11 protein-coding genes are annotated in these 21,012 nt (G+C 41.9%); 9 read left to right on the top strand and 2 right to left on the bottom strand.

Going from position 1 to position 21,012, the window contains the following annotated elements; translation table 11 throughout:
- Positions 1 to 38 precede the first annotated feature (38 nt).
- On the bottom strand, positions 39 to 4,520 hold the full coding sequence (locus tag FGM00_RS05825) for a translocation/assembly module TamB domain-containing protein (RefSeq protein WP_236262942.1): 4,482 nt from the start codon (positions 4,518 to 4,520) through the stop codon (positions 39 to 41).
- Positions 4,521 to 4,577: 57 nt separating this feature from the next.
- Between FGM00_RS05825 and tsaD the strand changes: the two genes are divergently transcribed.
- Positions 4,578 to 5,600, top strand: coding sequence for a tRNA (adenosine(37)-N6)-threonylcarbamoyltransferase complex transferase subunit TsaD (gene tsaD, locus FGM00_RS05820; protein WP_138851992.1), 1,023 nt, complete (start codon positions 4,578 to 4,580; stop codon positions 5,598 to 5,600).
- Positions 5,601 to 5,783: 183 nt separating this feature from the next.
- Complete coding sequence (locus FGM00_RS05815) at positions 5,784 to 6,491, top strand: 16S rRNA (uracil(1498)-N(3))-methyltransferase (RefSeq protein WP_138851991.1); 708 nt, start codon at positions 5,784 to 5,786, stop codon at positions 6,489 to 6,491.
- A gap of 16 nt (positions 6,492 to 6,507) precedes the next feature.
- Here the strand turns inward: FGM00_RS05815 and FGM00_RS05810 are convergent, their stop codons facing one another.
- Positions 6,508 to 7,287 (bottom strand): DUF1223 domain-containing protein, encoded by a 780-nt coding sequence (locus FGM00_RS05810; protein WP_138851990.1) that lies wholly within the window; start codon positions 7,285 to 7,287, stop codon positions 6,508 to 6,510.
- Between the two features lie 60 nt (positions 7,288 to 7,347).
- On the opposite strand from FGM00_RS05810, the gene FGM00_RS05805 reads away from it, so the two are divergent.
- The 7 genes from FGM00_RS05805 (at position 7,348) to FGM00_RS05775 (ending at position 20,976) form a co-directional block, all read left to right on the top strand.
- Positions 7,348 to 7,998, top strand: coding sequence for a DUF4159 domain-containing protein (locus FGM00_RS05805; RefSeq protein ID WP_138851989.1), 651 nt, complete (start codon positions 7,348 to 7,350; stop codon positions 7,996 to 7,998).
- Positions 7,999 to 8,037: 39 nt separating this feature from the next.
- Positions 8,038 to 9,138, top strand: coding sequence for an AI-2E family transporter (locus tag FGM00_RS05800; RefSeq protein WP_138851988.1), 1,101 nt, complete (start codon positions 8,038 to 8,040; stop codon positions 9,136 to 9,138).
- Positions 9,139 to 9,208: 70 nt separating this feature from the next.
- Positions 9,209 to 10,342 carry a THUMP-like domain-containing protein gene (locus tag FGM00_RS05795; protein ID WP_317130262.1) on the top strand — a complete coding sequence of 378 codons (1,134 nt, stop codon included), beginning with the start codon at positions 9,209 to 9,211 and terminating at the stop codon, positions 10,340 to 10,342.
- A gap of 409 nt (positions 10,343 to 10,751) precedes the next feature.
- Positions 10,752 to 13,919, top strand: a complete 3,168-nt coding sequence (locus FGM00_RS05790) for a SusC/RagA family TonB-linked outer membrane protein (RefSeq protein WP_236262940.1) — start codon at positions 10,752 to 10,754, stop codon at positions 13,917 to 13,919.
- 4 nt (positions 13,920 to 13,923) lie between these two features.
- On the top strand, positions 13,924 to 15,615 hold the full coding sequence (locus FGM00_RS05785) for a RagB/SusD family nutrient uptake outer membrane protein (RefSeq protein WP_138851986.1): 1,692 nt from the start codon (positions 13,924 to 13,926) through the stop codon (positions 15,613 to 15,615).
- 76 nt (positions 15,616 to 15,691) lie between these two features.
- A complete protein-coding gene (locus FGM00_RS05780; protein WP_138851985.1) occupies positions 15,692 to 17,299 on the top strand; it encodes a fasciclin domain-containing protein in 1,608 nt (535 codons plus the stop codon).
- Positions 17,300 to 17,415: 116 nt separating this feature from the next.
- Positions 17,416 to 20,976, top strand: coding sequence for a VCBS repeat-containing protein (locus tag FGM00_RS05775; protein WP_138851984.1), 3,561 nt, complete (start codon positions 17,416 to 17,418; stop codon positions 20,974 to 20,976).
- The last annotated feature ends 36 nt before the right edge of the window (positions 20,977 to 21,012 follow it).

Here is a 21,012-nt window from a genome sequence, read left to right as displayed (position 1 = left end):
AGACCTAAAATTGATTATCCACATCCCAAAACTGAATCCTAGAGTTCATTGGGTTTGGGTTTTACCGACATTCTAATAAGGCTATCATTACCCATCACGGAAACAGGAGGCTCTTTTGGTGCTACGGTAGGAACGACCAAAGGTGCTTCTTCAATAGGCCCATCTTTTTTTCGCAAAATTTTTCGGGTCAGTTCGCGAAACGTATCAAAATCCACCTCATAAGAAAGTCCTACCCCTTGCGTACTTCCCAAGCGTTCGGCCAAAAAGGCTTGAATTTCGCTTTCACGACTGAAAAATTTCGCGCTCAAAGTCCCTTCTTCGTTCAAGAGTACCTGAATCTCGAAATTACCGGCAACGACGGTCTCACTGGCCCCACCAACTGGCACACCGACCTGCCCGTTAAACAATACACGGTCACTAATCTTGGTAGAAAGGGTAACGCCAAATCTGTTTTCGGTCTGTGCGTCGGCAAAGGTTTGCCCCGGCTCCAAACTAATACCGAATTTCAGCTTCTCGTCACCAGAGCTCAATACTTGATTCAAGATATTGGAAAAGGATTGTGCCGCTATCGTACCGGTTGCCGCCCCTGCATTGAATCCGGTCTGGTCGTTTACAAAAGAACCCTGTGCCAATAGGAAAAGGGCGTTTCTTTCCTGAACCGTAGGATCTCGAAGGCGGTATTCCAATTCGGACTGTATGATGGAATTGGTCCCCGGAAATTCAATCTCGAAATCGATTTTAGGTTTTTCCAATTGCTCGGTCAATTTGATGACCACATTGGTCGGAATTTTTCTACTGTATCCTGCATTATCCAACAAAGGAGCCGGGTTGGCATTTAGACCATATACGGCTTCCATATTCAAAGTTGCTCCCAAAGGCGGACCGTTCCAACTGATACTGCCGCCCGGTTTCACTGTGAACTTTTTATTGATGATGTTTCCGAACTTGTAATCATACTCGCCGGTTACCACGTTAAATTCCCCGAACATCTCAAAATCGCCCCTAGTGTTGATTCGAATCAACATAGGGCCTTCACCCGTGCCTTTAAGCGTACTTCCCGTCTCTACATCGGTCACGATCTGTACTTCGGCCTCTTTCGTAATATCCAGTTCAAATTTTAATTGTAGGCCCTGTACTTCGTCCAAGACTCTAGCGGTTCGAAGGCTATCTACATCTTTTTTGCTGATAAAATTGATAAAGGAATAGTCCCCTACGCTCACCACATCACTAAGCGGTATCTTTAGGGAAGTTCCTCTGGCGGTTTCGCCTTCCACATCAATATTCAAAGCTTTTGTTCGCCCGTAAATTCTTCCCTTACCCCTTAAAAAGCCGGTTCCATAATAAAGTGACTCTTCTTCAAGATCGGTATTTAGAATGAGTAGACGGTCTCCCTTGGTATCTACGTTCAGGTCTAATCGCCAATCCTTGAAAAAACTATGACTGATCGTTCCATCCAACATGGCTTTTGTTTTCTCTGAAACGTCGGTCAGGGCTATTCTATCAAAATCAAAGGTCTGATCAAAGAGATTTACCCGAGAACTAGGGGCAAAACTGTAGTTGACATTAAGATACGGTATGCCGATGCCCGCATCATCTAAAGTAAGAATACCATTGAATTGTGGATTGTTCACCTCACCCTTGATGGTTGCGCTGCCACTGACCAAACCCCGAATGTTGTCAATGATGCCCTCGCCCAATGGGCTGAAAGGCGCGATATCGAAACCGCTCAGATTTACCAATAGGTCCGCAATAGGTATATCTCCTGCATTGTTGATTTTCCCATATACCCCGATTTTTTCGTTTCCCTTATCCGTAATCTGTGTATTTACCGAAAATTCGGTCAAATCCTTATTCCCTACGATACCTATGGCTACGTCTCCTACCGCCATTTTATTTATCGAAAAACTATCGATTTTCAAATTAGAGGAAGGCAGGTAAATACCATCTTTTTGAAACACGTTCAGTATCCCGTTTACTTCACCTTCAAGCTTTAAACTGTCTATGGCCGGGGTAATTTTATCCAAAGAAACAATCTTAAACTCCAACTGCAGGTCTTTCGAGGTAGAGTCGGCCAAAGAGCCACGCAACCTGATTTGTTCCTGTTTGCTATTGTTCATTACGATTTCCTCAATATTGATGCTATCCAAAGTGCTATTGACAATAACTTTATTCTGGCTGTTATTGTCCTTGTTCAATATCCATTTATTTCCCTTAATATCAATATCGGACTGCTTCAAGCCGATGACCGATTTGTTATCGGTATTGAAGGTGTGGTAAAAATTCAAGTTGTAGATATCGTTATAGGTACTGCCGCCGGCAAATTCCGCCCTAAAGAAAAGCGTGTCTTTCAATTTGGTATTGATGATATTGAAATCCTTTAAATCGTAGAGCGGATTGCTAAAATCGCCGATAGAAGCAAAGGTGTTGAACAGCGGGTTCTTATTGTCGATAACAAGATCGATCTCATCTGCCTTAGAACCAAATGCCTCAATACTTGGCGATTTGAAGGTCAATTTAAAATCGCCGTCGTCCGCTTTGATGCTTCCCTTTATAAAGGTATTTGGGTCGAATTTTACCTCGGGAAAGAAAACATCGACTATCTTGTTGTAAATCTTAAAGTTAAAATCGAGGTTTTGGCCACCCGAAATCTCAAAAGGGCGATAATTGGTATAGATACTTCCTAGGGAATTCTGAACCAATCTCCCCAATTCATTCACCTTGAAATTCCCGCGCAAATACCCGGTAATGATATCCGGGGAATTGATATTTATCGTACGTATCGAATCATTTTCAAAGCTGGAGACCACTGCAAAATCATCAAAATAATAGGTATCGTTTTTATTCTGGAAAATGGTCTTGGTGAATTTGATATCGCCCTCTAGATTATCTAAATTGTTTCCGGTAACATCCATATTTACGTTACCCTTGAAGATAGATACGCTGTCGTTGATGAAGTTCAATTTTTTAAGATCGGCATAATCTACCGAAGCGATAAAATTGAAGTTGTTACGGTCGGACGCAAAATCGGCTAATCCCTTAAAATCGAACTTGAGATTTTCGTCATTACTATTTACGGCTCCATCGAACAGTTGTTCTTTGATTACCCCGGAAACCTTAAGGTTATTGTACTCGTACCCATTAAATACCAGCGAATACACCTCACCTATTACCTCCGTATTCAATCTTTTCGTCAGGAAACTTTGGCCCTCTACGTTAAAATCCAATGTGGTTTTGCCTAAGCGTTTATTATTGGCAAATTCGCCTAGGTCAAAATCGATTAGGGAAACAAACCCCTTGTAGGTGGCATTGTCGATGTTATTTATGTTGGTAAGCGTTAGGTCGGTATAGCTGCTTCCTATAGCCGTATTCACATTCACCTTGGCTTCTATGGAGGTTTCCGTGACCAACGCATCGCCACGTATGGTAAATTGCCCCAATTTTTTAAAAATCGATGGCGGCAAGGTCTTCCCGAGGATATTGGGCATCAACGCACGTAGTTGGTAATAGCTCGAAGTAACGTTCTTCATTTTGGCATCCATGATAAAACCCTCGTTGCGATCAAAAAGGTTTTTAAAATTGAAATCCCCTCGAATACCTGTATTATCAGACAACAAGAACAAATCCTCGGTATTCAGGTCGTTCAATACGCCACTTAAATTCGATGAAAACGAAACTTCCTTACCTTTTCCAAATTGGTCGTATACCAGATTGATCTCATCAAAGGCCACCTTCGAATCAACAAACTGCGCATCTACTTTTACCAAATTAAAAAAGTCCCTAAAATCTTTGCGGTCGTAGTTAAACACCAAATTCCCATTTAGCAGAGATCCGGGTGTTTGAATGTTGAGCGAATCGAACCGCATCTGTTGTTTGGTGTACTTGAAATCGGTCTTCATTTGGTCTACCCTGATTCCCCTTACACTGTTAAAAGACATATCGTTGATGCCTATGGTAACTTCCGGTCCTAATATTTGAAAATTGGAGGCGTCTATCGTCAAATCGGAAAAATCAAGAATCTTTTTATTCTTGAGATTCTCGTTAGTCATGATGAAGGAGCTACCGGCTATGGTTATGTGGGAAGAGGACATAAAAAAAGGCGGAGTATCCTTATCACGAGGTTTACCATCATCGAGCTTGTCGATAAAAACCTCGAGGTTCGTAGCGGTGCTATCTTTGTACGTGGTTAATTTAAAATCGAGTTCATCTACTGCGATATCGCCAAATTCCAATTTCCCGTTTGCCAGATTGCCTACACTTAAAATCGAGGTCGTAAGTTCATTGATATAAAAGAGCGAATCTTTTTCATAATCCCTTATCAAGACCCCCTCCAGTGCGGTGTCCCAGGAGATGAGGGAGACCCTAAGCTTATCGATATTCATGTCGGTATTGAACTCCTTGTTGACCCTTTTGGTCAAATATTGCGCCAGCCGGGTCTGAACCACGGGCAAAGAGAGTACCAATGTGCCTAAAACACAGATGAGCAGCAAGGCCAATAGTGTTCTAAGCAATATTTTTTTCAATTTTTTGATAAGGCGGTATGTTTTACCTTTGAGCTTTCAATTTTTATTCCAAAACCGGTGCAACAAGAAACTATTTATATTCTGGCTATAGAATCTTCCTGCGATGATACTTCTGCAGCTGTACTACGCAATGGAAAAGTACTGAGCAATATCGTCGCGACGCAGCAAATACACGAGCAATATGGGGGTGTTGTACCCGAATTGGCATCAAGGGCACATCAACAAAATATCGTTCCCGTTGTTCACCAATCCTTGGCCTCGGCAAATATCGATAAAAAACAGCTATCGGCCATAGCTTTTACGCGAGGGCCGGGACTTATGGGCTCTCTACTTGTGGGCACCTCATTTGCAAAGTCTTTATCATTGGGTCTTGATATTCCGCTTATCGAAGTAAACCATATGCAGGCCCACATTCTGGCGCATTTTATAGAAGATGCCGAGGGCACGGTGCCCACGTTCCCCTTCTTGGCACTTACGATTAGTGGGGGCCACACCCAAATCGTTCAAGTAAACGATTATTTTGATATGCGTATCCTAGGTGAATCGTTGGATGATGCCGTTGGCGAAGCCTTTGACAAAAGCGCAAAAATCATGGGACTGCCCTATCCTGGAGGACCGTTGATCGATAAATATGCGCAACTGGGCAATCCCAAGGCTTTCCCGTTTCCAAGACCTAAAGTAGATGGTCTTAATTTTAGCTTTAGCGGACTAAAGACAAGTATTCTCTATTTCTTACAGAAGGAAGTAAAAAGCGACCCGGATTTCATTACTCACAATTTGAACGACATTTGTGCCTCGATTCAGCATACTATTATCGCTATTTTGATGGATAAATTGGAGCAAGCGGTACGGCAAACCGGAATTAAGACCATAGCCATCGGTGGCGGAGTTTCCGCCAATTCGGGAATTCGAAAGGTATTGCAACAAATGGAGGACAAGAAAGGATGGAAAACCCATATCCCGAAATTCGAATACTGCACCGATAACGCTGCAATGATCGGTATTGTCGGATATTTGAAGTACAAAAACAACGACTTTTCACATCAAAGTATTTCGGCGATTGCGCGTTATTCCATATAAAACCTGTTTGATTTGTGACTTTTGTACCCTATTTTAGAGGTGCTTATCAATTAAGGCAGCTAATCGCACTTACATTGTTTTGAAAAATATAAATAAGTCTTCCTGCGAGAATCGATACGACGACCGAGCAGAAGGAGTACTACCATATTAATTTTTACAATTCGGTCTTCTAAACACAATAGCATGCAATTATTCTACAATGCCGATATAAACGAAGCCGATACGGAGTTTTCATTGTCAGCGGAAGAAAGCAAACACATCATAAAAGTCCTTCGCAAAAAGGAAGACGACCTACTACACATCACCAATGGAAAAGGGTATATTTTTACTGTAAAAATCACAACTGCCAATGCCAAAAAATGTGAGGTCCAAATTATTAAGAGTCGGAAAAAGCATCCAAAAAGACACTCGTTGCACTTGGCCGTCGCCCCGACAAAAATGAACGACCGCTATGAATGGTTTCTGGAAAAGGCCACAGAAATAGGTGTTGATGAAATTACGCCGATTATCTGTACTCGATCGGAACGAAAAATCATTAAGCCGGAACGTATGGAGAAGGTTATTCAATCAGCAATGAAGCAGAGTCTGCGTGCCTACTTGCCCAAATTTAACAAGGCCGTAACATTGCAACAATTTTTAGAGAACGAGCAGAACCCGTTGCGCTTTATCGCCCATTGTGAAGAAGTCGAAAAGTCAGAGCTAAAACGACGTGTGGCCCCTGATACCGATATAACCCTCCTCATTGGACCTGAGGGCGATTTCACATCGGAAGAAATAAGTGACGCTACTGCAATGGGATATATTCCGGTATCACTTGGCAAAAGCAGACTCCGCACCGAAACGGCCGCTATCATGGCATGCGCTATAGTCAATCTTATCAATAACGCTTAAAAGGCATTCACAATCCCTAAAGTGCTTTCTTGGCAGCTGCGGTAATATCGTGGTTGTTATTTTCTACCAAAAGTATCAGGTGCAACTTATCTGTAGTCCTCACTTCTTTGGGAACGGTAATCCTACCTTTTCCAGCATCGGCTTGTAAAGTCACTTGATTTTCCGCAACTACGATGTTCGTGTTTTTTATGGTCCGATCGCGATTTTCGCCCCTCTTTATTTCTGTGGTTCGTTCGTCTAAAACCAAAATCGCGCGTAAAATTTTATCCTCAAGATTACCATTAAGCTTATAGTGAAAAACGACTACATCGTTTTTTGACTCAACTTTGGAAATTGCCACGTCATTAGCCACCCTTTCTTTCTTATAATAGGCTATTGCCTCATTCATCTTTACACGATTCGATCCGGTAAAATGCCATTTTCCATTAACCACGACTTCAGGGGTATAATTACCATTATACTTGAGCTTTTCATTGTATATGCGCTGCTTCTTTGCATGCTCCGAACTACTGAACGGGTCTTGCCAGCCGATATAATTCCAATAATCTACGTGATATGAAAGTGTGAAAACCTGTTCTGGATATCGTTCTTTTACCTCCTCCAATAACCTATCGGCGGCCGGACAAGATGAGCATCCCTGGGAAGTAAAAAGTTCTAGCACAACTATTGGTTCATAGGTGCTTTTATTTAAATCACTACTATTTTGCTCTATGTTTTCTAAATCCTTTCGATCTGTAAAACCAATCGCTACCATGGTAATGACAACTATTACGGGAATAAAAAATCTTTTCAACATGATAATTGTTACTTTTGAATGCTGGATTTTTATCGAGTTACCCTTTTAGTACGTCTAAAGATGAAACAACTTACTGTACCCACCATACTTTGTATTTTTTTTGTGTGCGCTAACGTAGGTGCCCAAGAAATTGCTATTCTAAAATATAAAGGAGGAGGCGACTGGTATTCGAACCCCACAGCGCTGCCCAACTTGATTCGATTTTGCAATGTGAACATCGGAACCGACATTCCCGAAAAAACCGATAATGTAGAAGTCGGTAGTCTTACCATTTTTCAATATCCTTTTTTGCACATGACTGGGCATGGGAATGTGGTCTTCTCCGATGAAGAGGCCGAGAATCTCCAAAATTACCTGTTATCGGGGGGCTTCCTCCATATTGACGATAACTATGGCATGGAACCGTATTTACGAAAAGAGTTGCGCAAAGTATTCCCGAACAAGGAGCTGGAAGAATTGGGTGCGGACCACCCTATTTTCAAACAGGAATACGATTTTCAAGACGGACTGCCCAAAATTCATGAACACGATGGCAAACGGCCCCAAGCACTCGGAATTTTCGATGAGGGAAGGCTTGTGCTGTTGTTTACATTCGAGGCCGATTTGGGTGACGGATGGGAGGACGCGGCGGTACACAACGATTCGGAAGAAGTTCGGAAAAAAGCCCTGCAAATGGGTGCCAACATTATTTCCTACGTTTTTAAGCACTAAGCCGGTTCTAAAACAAACTTTGACTTTTAGCTGAATATCATGACATCAAAAACGATCGCGAATGGAATATTGAGAGCGGTAGGCGTGCTCTTGGGTGTTGCACTACTTCTATTCTTTTTGTATAAAATACAATCGGTCATCGCCTATTTGGCCATTGCTGCCGTTACCGCTCTCATCGGAAGGCCTATCGTACTGTTTCTAAGAAAGCGACTTAAGTTTCCGAATATACTGGCGGTGATTTTAACCATGTTGTTCTTTGTCGGAATTCTAGCAGGTATTATCGCGCTTTTCGTACCGTTATTATCCGAACAAGGTAAAAACCTATCTCTTTTGGATATTGATGAACTACAAAGAAACTTTAATACCCTCTACAAGCAGATAACCCAATATTTAGGTGCCTCGCCCGAAGTGGTCAACGAGATTCTAGAGGAGACTGATATTGACAAAAACCTCATTGAAGGCTTGGATATTGGTTTTATTCCTGATTTTCTCAATTCTTTGCTAGGAGTGCTAAGTTCGGCAAGCGTTGGGTTGCTATCGGTATTGTTCATCTCCTTCTTTTTCCTCAAGGACAGCAAATTGTTCCAGAAAGGAATCTTGGCGTTGGTTGCCAAAGACCAGGAAGCACGTACGATAAAGTCTATAGACAAAATAAACAACCTGCTATCAAGATATTTTGCCGGCCTGCTCCTGCAACTTTTTATCTTGTTTGTGATTTATATGATCACACTATTGCTAGTCGGGGTAGAAAATGCCATAGTGATCGCCTTTTTATGCGCCCTCGTTAATGTCATTCCGTACGTAGGTCCGCTCATTGGAGGCGTCCTCATGATTACCCTTACGATGACCAGCAATCTAGATGCCGATTTTAGCACTGTAATCCTTCCAAAAGCGGGCTGGGTTTTTCTAGGCTTGCTCATTGGCCAATTGATTGATAATTTCTTTTCACAGCCTCGCATTTTCTCTCAAAGTGTGAAGTCACACCCGCTTGAGATTTTCTTGATCATCATCATTGCGGGATTGCTCTTCGGAGTAGTCGGAATGATCGTAGCCGTACCCGCCTACACCGCGATAAAAGTAATTTTAAAGGAGTTCCTGGCTGAAAACAAACTGGTAAAATCTTTGACTAAAAATTTATAGTATCTGTTTAAATAAAAACATACTAAATACTGGTGTACAGAATTTTATATCAGAAAATTTAAATACTGACATGATGTCAGTTTTACTTAAAAAACCTTTTTTCGCTACTGTTACCAATGTCGAGCTGGTCGAACAGATGGAAGCAAGGAAAAAAAGTAAAAAAAAACTTCCTACTTGGTTCGGATGTCCGAATATCTACTATCCCAAAAAGCTACATATCGAACAAACTTCTTCAGAGGTTACAGCACAATACAAATCAAGAATCGTCGCAGGAAAATCACTGGTAGACCTTACAGGAGGTTTTGGTATTGACAGTTATTTTTTCAGCTCAAAAGTGGCCGGTGTATTTCACTGTGAAATAAATCAGAGCCTATCAAAAATCGCACAGCATAATTTTGAGGTTTTAGGGGCGGATAATATTCTTACCATTCAGAATGACGGAATATCTTTCTTAGAGAAAGACAAGGAGCGTTATGACTGGTTATATGTAGACCCTTCGAGAAGGGATGATAGAAAAGGAAGGGTATTTCAATTGTCGGATTGCGAACCCAATGTACTGAAACATCTAGACCTATTTTTTCTGAAGGCGGATAACCTCCTTATTAAAACGTCTCCCTTGTTGGATATTACCAAAGGCATATCCGAATTGAAAAATGTGTATCAAATTCATGTTGTCGCCGTCAATAATGATATGAAGGAGCTACTTTGGGTGCTAAAAAAGGGTCATGAAGGAGAAATTGAGGTTACGACCATTAACTTTCAAAATTCTATGGAACAAACATTCATTTTCAACCGTTCGGAGGAAATGCAGCTTTTAGCGGATTTTTCCGCACCCCGCAACTATTTATACGAACCGAACGCGGCCATAATGAAATCAGGCGGCTTTAAGTCTATAGGTGAACAATTTAAACTGAAGAAACTGCATTCGAATACCCATTTATATACTTCTTACGATTTGGTCGATTTTCCTGGAAGACGATTCAAAATCGAGGCGACCATCCCTTATTCCACTAAAGAAATGAAGCAACTTGAAATCAGGAAAGCCAACGTAACGATCCGAAATTTTTCGGAAAGTGTCGCCGACGTTCGAAAAAAACATAAAATTTTAGATGGTGGTTCCCAATATCTGTTCTTCACGACCGATATGGACAGAAAAAAAATAGTGATTCTAGGTAGTAAAATTCCATATTTACAAATAACATAAGATTTCTTATCAACAGTTGAATTTACATCGCGAGTATCCTCCAAAATATCATAATGCCAACTTAATACAACTACAACGTTATAAATTGCGTCACGAAAACGTTATACCAATAAGGAATTTTCCTTTTTTAATACTTATTGGTATTTCTTGAAAAACTCCGGAAACCACATCCGGAAAAAAGGTATAAAGTCAATGATAATGGGAATATTCGCTGTTTTGGAAAGTTGACGAAACCAGCTACTGCCTATTGAGAAAGATTAAAAAATAAATACCTGCCCCTCACTATTTCACATTATTTTATTATTATTACCGTTTAATTACGTTTTTTTTAACACATTCGCATGCTCGCAATGGGGCAAATATGAATTTCTTATTTGAATTAATTTAAACTAACAAACAACAAACGATTATGAATCAAAAAATTGAACGCAGCTCGTTGTGGACTAAAAAGGGAATTATTTCTCTTGGGTTTCTTTCGATGCTCCTCTGTATGGGCATGCAAATTGCCAATGCAAATTCGACCAGCAATTACGATATCGGTATGCTGAGCAATCCGATTCAATCAACCGTGACGGGAACGGTTACGGATGAATCGGGAACGCCATTAGCTGGTGCCAATGTATTGGTTAAAGGAACCACGAACGGTACCCAAACGGATTTTGATGGTAATTATGCTATCGAAGCCGATTCGGATGCAACGCTGATATTCAGTTACATTGGTTTTGCTTCGCTGGAGGTCGCTGTGAACGGGCAGTCGACTGTAGATGTGACAATGACTGAGGATGCCGCTGCACTTGACGAGGTCGTGGTTACAGGATATTCTACCCAAACAAGAGGTGACATTACCGGATCGGTTGCCTCGGTGGATATTACTGAAGCTACAAAGGCGCCCATCGTTAATGCAGCAGAAGCTTTACAAGGAAGGGTAAGTGGTGTAACCGTAGTAAATAATGGTAATCCCGGGGCGGCACCGAACATAAATATTCGTGGCTTCGGTACTAGCAACAATACCAATCCACTCTACATAATTGATGGGGTCCAAACCGACAATCCTTCGGTATTGAACAGTATTAACCCCAATGACATTTCACAGATGAATGTCTTAAAAGATGGTGCAGCTGCAATTTATGGAGCCAGGGCATCCAACGGGGTCATCATAATTACCACAAAAAGTGGGGGTTACAATCAGCAAAAACCTACGATATCCTTAGATATGTACAGTGGTTTCGCAACGGCAACAAATGTTCCGAAATTGCTGAACGCCCAACAACATGGTGATATGCTTTTTCAAAGTGCCTACAATGATGGGGTTATTGGATTCAGCCATCCGCAATACGGGTCTGGCCGTTCCGCGGTGGTTCCGAGCACTTTACAAGGGTATACAAGAGTTGTTTCCTACGATCCTATTGTCAGAGGTCCCGCTTCCGCGACGGTTACGCCCGGCGGTACGGATTGGTTGGATGCTATTTTAAGAACCGCTCCAACTCAGAGCGCCTCTGTATCGGTATCCAATGGTGGTGAAACAGGAAAGTACTTTCTCTCTGTCGGTTACTTAAACAGAGATGGTATACAAATTACTACTGGATTTAAACAGGGAGTTACCCGATTGAATTCAGAATTCAAAGTCGGAGAGAATGGGAGACTTACAGTCGGAGAGCACCTTAGTGCATCATTTTCAAATACTGTTGGTGGTAACAGGATAAACGACGCGATGCGTAATAGTCCACTTATTCCAATATTCGACGATGAGGGTAGGTTTGCAGGTACTGGTGCGGCAGGAGGTTTAAGCAACGCTAGAAGTTCGGTCGCACAGCTAGAGCGCGGTAAAGATAATTTCAATAAACTGTTCAGAGTATTTGGCGATGTTTATGCCGCCTTGGAATTAACGGATGGATTAACGGTAAAAACCACCTTGGCAGGAAATATAGAAGCGTTCAACAATAGAAGCTTTCAAGCCTTAGATCCAGAACATGGCGAACCACTCGGCACAAATACGCTAAGAGAGGATACGAACAATAGCTATAACTGGACTTGGACCAATACCATTTCATATGCGAATACTTTTGGTGAGCACAACATCAATGCTTTAGCCGGTATAGAGTCGTTAAGCGAACGAAACAAGGGTGGGGCAATTAGTAGAGATGGATATTTATTCGAAACCCCTGATTTCTACCTACTTGAAAATGGTAGTGGTACGCCCAATGTCATTAGCGCCTATGACGGGTCGACCACATTGTTTTCGATTTTTGGAACGGCCAATTATAATTACGCCGGAAAGTACTTCTTAACGGGTACTCTTAGAAACGATACTTCTTCTCGATTTTTGGGAGACAATAAGAGTGAAACCTTCCCATCGCTTAGTGCAGGTTGGTTAATTAGTAACGAAAACTTTTTCCCACAAGATGGATTTATAAACAGGCTAAAGTTAAAAGGATCATGGGGTAACCTAGGTAATCAAACTTTACCCGCAAGTAACCCGACCATAAATATCAATGCTTTAAGCGAAGGATTCGCGAATTATGCCATAGACGGCGCCGCCATCTCTACTGGGGCCATTCTGAGGGATGTGGGTAACCCAGATTTGAAATGGGAAACCAGTGTTGCTACCAATGTCGGTTTTGAGCTGGGCATGCTTGACAACTCCTTGTCCTTAGAGTTTGAATATTTTGATATTAAAACCAAGGATTTGATCACAAGGGACAATAGTTTAATCAGTACTACCGCAATTGATGCGGCCGCTCCCTTGGTTAATTTAGGAACAGTCGAAAATACCGGATTTGATTTGAGCCTTGGCTATAACAAATCATTGGAATCCGGTTTATCTTTTGGGATAACGGCGAATATTTCGAAATACGAAAATGAGGTCACAGAGCTTATCAGTGATTTTCAAGCCGGTGCTAGCTTTAGGCCCGGTATTCTTACCAGGACCTCTGTCGGAAGGCCTATTTCGTCGTTTTTTGGCCTGGAGGTTACTGGCTTTGACGATAACGGACGATTTACATACGCCGATTTAGATGGTAGCGGAGACGTATCTGAAGGAGACCGCGATTTTATTGGCTCTCCACACCCTGACTTTACCTACGGTTTAAACCTGAATGTAGCTTTCAAAGGAATTGATTTATCTGCGTTTTTTAATGGGTCGCAAGGTAACGACATCTACAATTACGAAAAAATATTCTCGGATTTCCCTACTTTTGTAGACGGAAATAGAAGTGTTCGCGTTTTAGATTCATGGACACCTACCAATACCGATGCCAGTTTGCCTGCACTTAGCTTAGGAGGCACCGGAGAAACACAGCCAAGTTCATTCTTTGTCGAAGATGGTTCTTTCTTTAGACTGAAAAACCTACAGGTAGGATACACCGTTCCTAGTAGCGTTACTGAAAAAATAGGTCTCGATATGTTACGTTTTTATATATCAGGAACAAATATATTCACGATTACAGATTATGACGGTTTCGATCCTGAAGTTGTTACTCTCATAAATGGGGTTACAAGTAATTTGACGATTGGTGTCGATAGTAACGTATATCCGCAATCGAGAATACTATCATTAGGAGTTAATTTAAAATTGTAAAAAAATGAAAAAGAGATTTATTTACTACATAACACTGTTCGCCATGCTTATTGCATGTAGCGACGAATTTACTGAATTACCGGCTATTGGCGCCTTAAGCGACGCAGCGGTTCAAAACGAAGCGGGGGTAGATTTACTTTTGATTGGTGCATACTCCGCGCTGGATGGACGGCGAAATAACGCTGCTGGAAACGGTTTTGCCCAAACTGGTGATAATTGGTGGTTGGATGTACTATCCGATGATGCCCATAAGGGTAGTACTGATGATGACCAAGCTCCACTGTTTGATGTAGAAACATTCAAGGCCGACAGTTCAAATGAATATTATTTAGGAAGATGGTCATCGATCTTTGCAGGAGTTAACAGAGCTAATGCGGTTATAGCTTTGATTCCGACAATAGAAAATGTGGATTTGAGCGGAAAATTGGCGGAAGCTCGATTTTTGAGAGGCCATTATAATTTTGAATTACAACGTATGTATGGCAATGTTCCCTATATTTCTGAAGAGAACTATGCGAATACGGAATTCAACCAAGCTAATCCAGGTCCTATTTGGGAACAAATCGAGGCGGACTTTCAATTTGCCATAGATAATTTACCCGATGAGCAAGCCGAATCTGGAAGACCCTCTTCTTGGACGGCAAAATCCTATTTAGGTAAAGTGCATTTGCAACAATCGGATTTCGAAGCGGCACTTCAACTCTTTACCGATGTTATTGACAACGGCCCTTACGCGCTAAACGCAGAGTTCATTTCAAATTTTGACGCTGCTGGCGAAAACAGTGCAGAATCTATATTTGCGATTCAATTCACCGCAGACGATGCACAATCTCCCAATGGTAATATTGGTGGGGTATTAAATTTCCCAAACCCAGGACCTTTTGGGTCATGTTGTGGTTTTTACCAACCAAGTCAAGATTTGGTAAATGCCTTTCAAACGGATGACGATGGATTACCGCTATTGGATACTTTTAACGAAAACGACGTAGCGAACGATTTCGGTTTACCCGATGACGCCCCTTTCACACCGGAAACAGGAAACTTAGATCCAAGACTGGATTATACCGTTGGTCGTAGGGGAATAAACTATAATGGCTATGGTGTTTTTCCAGGGCAGTCTTGGATACGTGCGACCGAAAACGATATTTCCGGACCGTATCTATCATCAAAGAATGTTTATCGTGCAGGTGAAGAAGACGTCAATCAAGGAACCGGAGCTTGGGGCCAACAACATTCCGGTATTAATTATAATGTAATCCGTTACGCGGATTTGTTATTAATGGCCGCGGAAGCTGCTGCAGAGACTGGTAATCTTGGAGATGCCCTAACTTGGGTGAATCTTGTAAGAACCCGTGCAAAAAACATGACTTATGTATCGAACCCTGGCGAAGACGGACCAGCGGCCAATTATGTTATCGAACCTTACGATAGCTTTTCTAATCAAGATTTTGCTATTAAGGCGATTCGTCACGAACGAAGATTAGAGTTGGGAATGGAAGGCCATCGCCTTTTCGATTTAAGAAGGTGGGACAATGAGGAAGAAATTATGACTGCCTATATATCAAACGAATCTAGGACAATTCCTAGTATTTCCTCTAAATTCGCTCCCTATACCGAAAAGCAGGATTTGTTGCCGATACCCATTACCGCCATTGACCTTAGTGGTGGAGTTTTGAATCAGAATTCAGGCTGGTAATGGAAGTCGTAAAATGCATTACTCCGTTTGTTTCTAACGTTGAGACGTTTCTAAGATTAACTTTCAATAAACTAACATGACAAAATTTCGAAATTTAGGTATTATTTTTTCTCTATTCATACTTTGCACGCTTACCTCGTGCAATGACGACGAGGACGGCTCTGAGGCGGCGTTGGTCGGCCCAGCTACGATTTCTGAAACAATAGGTAAAAATGGTGTTGTAACCTCTCTAAATGCAGCACTGTCCGCTGCGGCAGGTGACTTGCCAGGAACTTTGAACGGTTCGGGTCCTTTTACCGTATTTGCACCGAACGACGCCGCTTTTGAAACATTTGCAACTGAAGTTGGTTTTGAAGCCAATGACGATGAAACTGCAGCGGCGCAATTGTTGGCCGCTGCTGATGCCAATTTACTCGCACAAATATTAACCTATCATGTAGTTACAGGCTCTCTTGAGGCAACGGACTTTTCCGATGGTCAAACGTTGACTACGGTGGAAGGAGGCACGCTCTCTGTAATAGTTGGGGATGACGTGCAGCTATTGGATGCTACGGATTTACCTCAAACCAATCCTGTTGCCACTGTTGTTCAAGCAGATGGTTTTGCGAGTAATGGTATTATTCACGTAATTGACAAAGTGCTGTTGCCCGAAGGAGCTATTGAGGCCTTAAATATAGACACTAGACCAAGCATCGCAGAATGGGCAGCTGGTACAGAGGATTTAAGCTTACTGACAAGCGCTTTGGAGAAGGCAGGTTTATTGGAGGCGGTCGTAGGCCTGGATACTGCTAGGGTCTTAGCACCTAACAATGACGCTTTCGGTGATCTTTTAAACGCGCTGGGTGATGATTACAATAGTTTGGATGATTTTGACAACGAAGCGGAAATCGCCCTGTTAGGCGATATTTTAAAGTACCATGTACTAACCCCTGTTGATAGTTCTATTGAATTGATGGCAGGCCCAGCACCGACTTTATTAGAGGATAGCACGGTCGAAGTAATTGCCGATGGAGGAGGAGGTTTTTCTTTCGGTGACGCCACAGCGGCAAACGCAACCACTGTAACTGCTGGTATAGATGCCCGAAATGGTGCTGTCGATATCATCGACAAGGTTCTTTTGCCTCAGGCAGCTTTAGATTTTCTTGACTTGCTAGCTTCCGATGATTTGGCTTCCATAGTAGTGGAAACTCCAGCCTTAAGCGTATTGGAAGAGGCTTTGATCGCAACTGATTTAGTTGGTGCCTTTATCGATGCCACAAACGGAGCAATGGATTCTACGGCGACTAACTTCACCTATTTCAGACCAGCTACGGTTTTCGCCCCTTCAGACGCAGCTTTCTTAGATTTGTTAGATGCTTTGGGTCCAGATTACACGAGTATAGCAAGCTTTGATACAGAAGAAGAACTGGAATTACTTAGCACCATACTTCTATATCATGTTGTATCAGGACAAATTGTAAGTGAAGATTTAGCGGCAGGTATGGTAACTACCTTATCAGAAAGTGATATTGAAATCATTAGTGTCGTTGGCACAGATGGTTTTGTTATCGGTGATGCGACGAACGATGTGAATGCCAACATTGTCGCGGCTGATATTTTAGCAAGAAACGGCGTTGCCCATTTAATAGATAAGGTATTACTGCCTCAGGTTGCAATTGATTTTATTGATTCCTTGGATGATTAAAACAATTTTGCACCCATCTATATAATAGGGCGATAACGAATAACAAACCACCTTACATCTATTTGCTGTAGGGTGGTTTTTTTTAAAGTACTTTTAATTTCAGTTATTTTAGCCTTATGAAGAAAGTATTTTTTTTGATTGTTTTTGCAATTTTTTCGTGTACGAACAAAGATTTAAATCAAGGAAAAAAGCTTTTTTCTAATATAGATGCAAAAGATTCCGGTATTTGGTTCAATAACCAAATTGTTGAAGACGATTCCATTAATATCATCGACAACGAATTTGTCTACAACGGGGCAGGTATCGCCCTAGGCGACCTTAATGGAGACGGACTGGACGATATATTTTTTTCGGGCAATCAAGTGGATAATAAATTATACTTGAATAATGGTCAGCTTAAATTCAAAGACATTACCGCTGCCGCCAAAATAAGCAAGACCGATTCGTTGCAGTGGTCTAGTGGTGTCACTATACTTGATATCAATGCAGACGGCAAAATGGATATTTACGTCTGCAATACTTTCCGGGAACAAGAACGACTACGAAAAAACCTGCTCTACATCAATCAGGGCAATACCGATGCGGGTATACCTACCTTTATAGAGATGGCGGCTGATTACGGTATCGATGACGACACCTACTCTTCCCATGCACAGTTTTTTGATTATGACAAGGACGGGGACCTTGATCTGTGGATCGGGGTCAATTGCATTGAAGGTATCGATCCAAATGAATTCAATCCTTTAGTAGATGACGGTACATCCGTCAGCAGGGACCGCCTTTATGAAAACAATACAAATACAGATGATCCACATCCAGTGTTTCAGGAAGTTTCCGATAAAGCAGGAATCAACTTTCATGGGTACAGCCATAGTACGTTGATTAACGATTTTAATGAGGATGGATGGTTAGACGTTTATGTGGCCAATGATTTTCTTAGTAATGACCTGATTTATATTAATAACCAAGATGGCACTTTTACCAATCGTGCTGGAGAAATTTTTAAGCATTTTAGCTTTTCGGCCATGGGCAGCGATATTGCCGATGTAGACAATGACGGGCAGTTCGATATTTATACTACCGAGATGCAGCCCTACTACAACCAGCGAAAAAAGTTGTTTCAAGGTCCTAGCAATTATCAAAAAGAAATATTCACCGAGAAGTTCAACTATCAACGGCAATACACGCGTAATACCCTACAGCTAAACAGGGGTGTTAATCCTAAAACAGGATTGCAACTGTTCTCTGAGACAGGAATGTTCTCCGGAATACAAGAGACCGATTGGAGCTGGGCGCCTCTTTTCGGGGATTATGATAATGATGGATGGCAAGACCTTCTCATTACGAACGGTTTTCCAAAAGATGTAACCGATCGCGATTTCGGGGATTTCAAGGTGACCATGAGCCGCTTTGTGAACAAAGAACAATTGATAGCAGCGATCCCGGAGATAAAGGTTCCCAATTTCATTTTCAAAAATAATGGAGGGTTAAATTTTGAAGATGCTACCAAAAATTGGGGATTAGATTTTGGCACCTATTCCAACGGTGCTGCGTATGGCGATTTGGACAATGACGGGGATTTAGACCTGGTCGTCAACAACATCAATGACCCTGCATTATTATTGGAGAACAAGTCGGAAATACTTAATACGGAGAACCACTACTTAAGAATAAAATTGAGAGGAGAACAGCCGAACAGCGCTGCAATTGGTGCCTTGGTGGTTGTGCACACCGCTGATGGCCCTCAGCAAAAGTCAGTTCTATCGGGCCGGGGTTACCTTTCCCAACCGGAACTGACACTACACTTTGGTTTGGGTGACGTTTCGGTTGTCGACAGTATTCATGTGAGATGGCCCAACGGAAGAATCCAAAAAATGCAAAATATCGGGGTCGATAAAATATTGAAAATTTCCTATAAACTCGAATCCACTAATCTCCCGACATTCGAGAGGCCTAGTATCAATCCACTTTTTGCCGAAATTTCGGATTCCTTGAATTTGAAACACTTTGCGGACGAGAAGGATTTTATCGATTTTAATTTTCAAAGGACTTTGCCTCATAAATTCTCCCAATACGGTCCGTCACTGGCAGTCGGCGATATCAACAACGATGGTTTGGATGATATGTTCGTAAGTGGTAGCAGCGGATTTAGTGAAAAATGGTTTCTTCAAAAGCCTGATGGTTCTTTTATACAAAGGCCTGTCTCCTACAAATCGAAAATGACTTCCGAAGATACGGCCACCCTGCTCTTCGATGCCGATGGTGATGAGGATTTAGACCTTTATATTGCCAGGGGTGGTGGGCAGTTCCCCATAGCTGATGGGCGATATCAAGACGTACTTTACAAGAATGACGGTAAAGGTAATTTTAGTGAAACAGAAAATGCCCTTCCGGTTATGAAAAGTAATTCCTCGGTGATAAAAGCAGCCGATTATGATCGAGATGGAGATTTAGACCTTTTTGTCGGGAGTCGTGTGCTTCCCTTTTCTTATCCCCTTGCCGACCGGAGCTATATTTTGCGAAATGATAGTGAGAAAGGAAGCCCCCTTTTTACAGAGGTGACGATGGAGGTTACCCAAAATCTTTTGTCTCCTGGGCTACTTTGTGATGCCCTTTGGACGGATTTCAATAACGATTCTTGGCCCGATCTGATTCTAGCTGGCGAACTTATGCCCTTGCGTTTTTTTAAAAATGTAAACGGTAAACTCACAGAAATTACAGCAAAAACGGGTCTTGAGAAAAACTCCGGCTGGTGGAATAGTCTATTCAGCATTGATGTCGACAACGATGGTGACATGGATTATGTTGCTGGCAATGTAGGTCGGAATATCAATTTTAAGGGGGATACCGATCAACCTATCCGGGTCTATGGCAAAGATTTAGATCAAAATGGCACTATCGATCCGATGATGTCCTATTATTTAAGGGATAGTATAGGTGTAAAAAAGGAATATTTGTACCATCCATGGCAAGATGTTACCGCCCAGTATGTAGGTATTCGAAAGCGGTTCAATTCTTTTGGTGAGTTCGGGTCCGCCACCTTACCGGAAATGTTCCCAGACGGATTATTGGATGGCGCCGCCGTTTTTGAACTCAACTACATGCAAACGGTCTGGGTCGAAAATTTAGGAAATGATCAGTTTATAATGCATTCACTGCCGTTTGAAACGCAGTTGGCACCTGTATATGGCATAATTGCCACTAACATCGACGATGATGAATTCACCGATCTTTTAATGGTAGGAAATGATTTTGGTATGGAGACCCAACAAGGCAGAGCCGATGCCTTTATGGGGCTCACGCTAAGAAATAACGGTCAAGGAGGTTTTGAGGCACTTTCGTTGGGCGAGAGTCATTTTTACGTTCCCGGAGACGGCAAGGCCCTAGTATCGCTAAACTATCAAAACAACGAATTGTTGCTGGTGGCGTCCCAAAATAATGATTCGTTACGCGTTTTTAAAAACACGCAAAAACCAACAATGAGATTGATTTCGCTTGAAGCCAATGAAGTAAGTGCCAAAATAGAATTTGCGGACGGTAGTACCCAAAAAAGAGAATATTATAGGGGTAGTAGCTTTTTGTCCCAGTCAAGTAGAACTCTTGAGATAAACGGTGCAATCAAAAGAGTAACGTTTTATAGCCATAAAGGTGAGTTAACGAGAGAAGTTAACTTCTGAATCCCTCAAATCCCGAAAAATACTTTTAGGAACTTT

This window comes from Aggregatimonas sangjinii (assembly GCF_005943945.1).
GTDB lineage: Bacteria > Bacteroidota > Bacteroidia > Flavobacteriales > Flavobacteriaceae > Pelagihabitans > Pelagihabitans sangjinii.
The sequence above is the reverse complement of the archived record's forward strand: the minus strand, read 5'-3'. Positions and strand labels throughout refer to the sequence as shown.